Below are 3,294 nucleotides of genomic sequence, written 5' to 3'. Positions count from 1 at the left end.
GAGTTCCAAGGCGCGAAGACGGCGGCCTTCGCGCCAATCCTTAGTTTGGTTTGACAGGGTCAGTTTCATAAAATTTATTTTACTTCCCTGTCTAACTTATAGCTAGAGATTATTAGCAATTTATGCAAAGATCAGTAGGTTAATTCCCCCCTAAAAGCTGAGTAGACAGGAAGGGGGATTTCTTTACTCATAGCGTAAGGCTTCTATGGGATCTAAGCGGGAGGCTTTTTTAGCTGGATATAGCCCGAAAAAGACCCCTACCAGCCCAGCAAATACAAAGGAAATGACAATAGAGGAGGGAGAAATCAGGGTAGGCCAGCCGGCCAGATAGGAAATTAATCTGGCAGATAAAATCCCTGCACCGATACCGATAATGCCTCCAATCAAGCTAAGTACAAAGGCTTCAATCAAAAACTGAAGCAGAATATCCTTTTCCTGGGCCCCTACAGCCATCCGGATTCCTATCTCACGGGTTCGCTCCGTCACAGAGACCAACATAATATTCATGATTCCGATCCCTCCTACGATGAGGGATACCGAAGCCACACTACCCAATAACATCGTCATGACTCGACTGGATTCCTCGGCAGCAGCGGCTGTTTCCAATTGACTTCGGATGGAAAAATCATTCTCTTGGCCAGGTTGCAAACGGTGGCGCTTGCGTAAAAGTTCGGTAATCTGGGCCTGAGCCTCCGAAGAGGCCTGCTCGCTGATTGCAGAAACGGAAATATTGTTAACATAGGTAATTCCCATGATCCGACTCTGTGCGGTAGTATAAGGGATCAGAATCACATCATCCTGATCCTGTCCCATGACCTGCCCTTTGGAACTTAGAACTCCTATCACTGTAAAGGGAACCTTCTTAATCCGGATGGTTTGACCGATAGGGTCATCTCCATTAAACAAGTTTTCTACGACTGTTTTGCCCACCACTGCGACCTTGGTCATGGCGTCTACATCTTGAGACGTGATGAATCGTCCGGATTCTAAGGGCCAGGCACGGATCTCCTGATAAGCCGGACCAACCCCATTGATGGCAGTAAACCAGTTCTGGTTATTATAAACCACCTGAGCGGTTGTCCGGGTCCCCGGGGATACCAGAGCAACGGCCGGACATTCTTTCTCGATGGCTTTGGCATCATCGGCCGTGAGGGTTATGGTACTTCCAAAACCGGTTCGAACGCCCCCCCGAGTTACACTCCCGGGAAATACAATCAGGGAGTTAGTCCCCAGTTTCTTGATAGCCTCCTCCGTAGAAGCTTTAGCCCCCTGAGCGATACCGATCATGGCAATGACGGCTCCTACGCCAATGATGACCCCAAGCATGGTTAGGGCTGAACGCATTTTATTACGATTCAAAGCCTTAAAGGCTATTCGAAAAATTGACAGCATAATTTTCTACCTGTTTCTGTTCCAGGAGCAGTTTGAGTTCTTCCTCTGCCCGGAGAGGTTTCTCAACCCATCTGTCCTGGACAATTTTTCCATCCCGAAAGGTCACAATCCTTTTGGTATAGGCCGCGATATCCGGTTCATGGGTTACCAAAACCAGAGTCATTCCCTCTTCATTGAGTTGCTGGAAAACCCGCATGATTTCTACACTCATGAGGCTATCCAGGTTACCTGTAGGTTCATCGGCCAAGAGAATAGAGGGCTTATTGATCAAAGCCCGGGCAATGGCAACCCTTTGTTGTTGACCTCCAGAAAGCTGGTTTGGATAATGAAACTCCCGCCCTTCCAGACCTACTTTTCTTAAAACCTCCAGGGCCCGGGCTTTTCGTTCCCTGGAAGGAACCTGGCTATACAATAAAGGAAGCTCTACATTTTCAAGGGCCGAGGTTCTGGGAAGAAGGTTGAAGTTTTGAAACACAAATCCCAGTTTTTTATTTCGCAATTGGGCCAGTTCTTTTTTATTGAGGCGGGTTACTTCGATTCCATCTAAGAGATAAGTTCCACTGGTGGGTTTATCCAGGCATCCCAGAATATTCATAAAGGTGCTTTTCCCCGAGCCGGAAGGTCCCATAATGGATACAAACTCCCCCCTTTGTATGGACAAAGAGACTTCCCTAAGGGCCAGAACTCGAATATCCCCCATGGAATAAATCTTAGAAAGACGCTCGATTTGAATCAAAGGGCTATCTAGCAAAGGGTTATCTATCTATCATCGTCCTTTATCAGCCATCCTTCTCAATCCGGGGGTTCCTGAAAGAGAATGGATAGCTGATAGAGGGATGACTCTTTTAGAAAGGTCGTCCAAAGCCAGGCGGTCTTCCGCTCTGCTGCGGACTCGCCGTTTTAAGTCCTTCGGTGCCTATGATAACTTCCTGACCTTCCTGAAGGGAATCCCCTTTAATTTCTGTATAAGTTCCATCGGTGAGACCGACTTCCACACTAACCGGGCGGGGGCCCGACTCACTTAATACCCAGACTCTACGGGTACCCCGTGGAGATGATTTGGAGGATCCGGAGTTTTTATCTCTTTTTTCCGACCCATAGGCCGTACCGGATCCATCGGAATTTCCTTCCTGGGAGGAAGACTTGATGGGGTTTTTCCCGGCTTGTAGAAAATCAGGTTTAAAATTGAGAGCGGCATTTAAAACTCTCTTCACACCCTCCCGTTTGGCCGTAATAATACTTACCGTAGCCGTCATCCCAGGCTTCAACTTTAATTCTGGATTGTCCACCTCAATAATTGTATCATAGGTCACCACATTCTGGGTGGTAATGGGCTGATTTCGAATCTGGGTCACTTTCCCACTGAAACTCTCTCCAGGATAAGCACTGACGGTAAAAATAACTTCCTGGCCTACTCGAACTTTCCCAATATCGGTTTCATCTATACTGGCATTTACCTGCATTCTGGTCAGATCTTGGGCAATGGTAAATAAAGTGGGGGCCTGCAGGCTGGCGGCCACAGTCTGACCCACATCGACACTCCTGGAAATGACGATTCCATCTATAGGAGAACGAATGGTGGTATGTTCCAGGTTGACCTTAGCCTGTTCAAGGGCAGCTTCAGCCTGTTTGATGGCAGCCACTGCTGCATCTCGCTTTGCAAGAGCCGATCGGTATTGGGCCTGAGTAGACTTAAGTTGGGCTTCCGCAGAATCTTCCTGCGCCTGAGCCGCTTTCAATTGTGCAACCGCTGAATCGTAAGCAGTTTGGGCCGTATCCCGATCACTGGCTGAAATTAAAGCTGCTTTGAAAAGCTCCAGACGACGCTGTAAGTTTTGGGCAGCGTCTTTAACGGCTACCTGGGCCTTTTCCACATTGGCTTTGGCGGTTTTTAAATTCGCC

General features: G+C 48.0%; 3 protein-coding genes. All 3 read right to left on the bottom strand.

Translation table 11 applies throughout. The features are described from left to right. Positions 1–183: 183 nt before the first annotated feature. Positions 184–1,392 (bottom strand): ABC transporter permease, encoded by a 1,209-nt coding sequence (locus tag VNM22_08280; protein ID HWP47141.1) that lies wholly within the window; start codon positions 1,390–1,392, stop codon positions 184–186. Continuing rightward, positions 1,364–2,128, bottom strand: coding sequence for an ABC transporter ATP-binding protein (locus VNM22_08275; protein ID HWP47140.1), 765 nt, complete (start codon positions 2,126–2,128; stop codon positions 1,364–1,366). Before VNM22_08275 ends, VNM22_08280 begins: the two co-directional genes overlap by 29 nt. Positions 2,129–2,237: 109 nt before the next feature. Beyond that, positions 2,238–3,294, bottom strand: a 1,057-nt coding sequence (locus VNM22_08270; protein ID HWP47139.1) for an efflux RND transporter periplasmic adaptor subunit, incomplete at its 5' end; no start/stop codon positions are given.

The sequence above is a fragment of the Candidatus Limnocylindrales bacterium genome (genome assembly GCA_035559535.1).
In the GTDB taxonomy this organism is placed as follows: domain Bacteria; phylum Moduliflexota; class Moduliflexia; order Moduliflexales; family JAUQPW01; genus JAUQPW01.
This window is presented reverse-complemented; position numbering and strand designations above follow the sequence as displayed.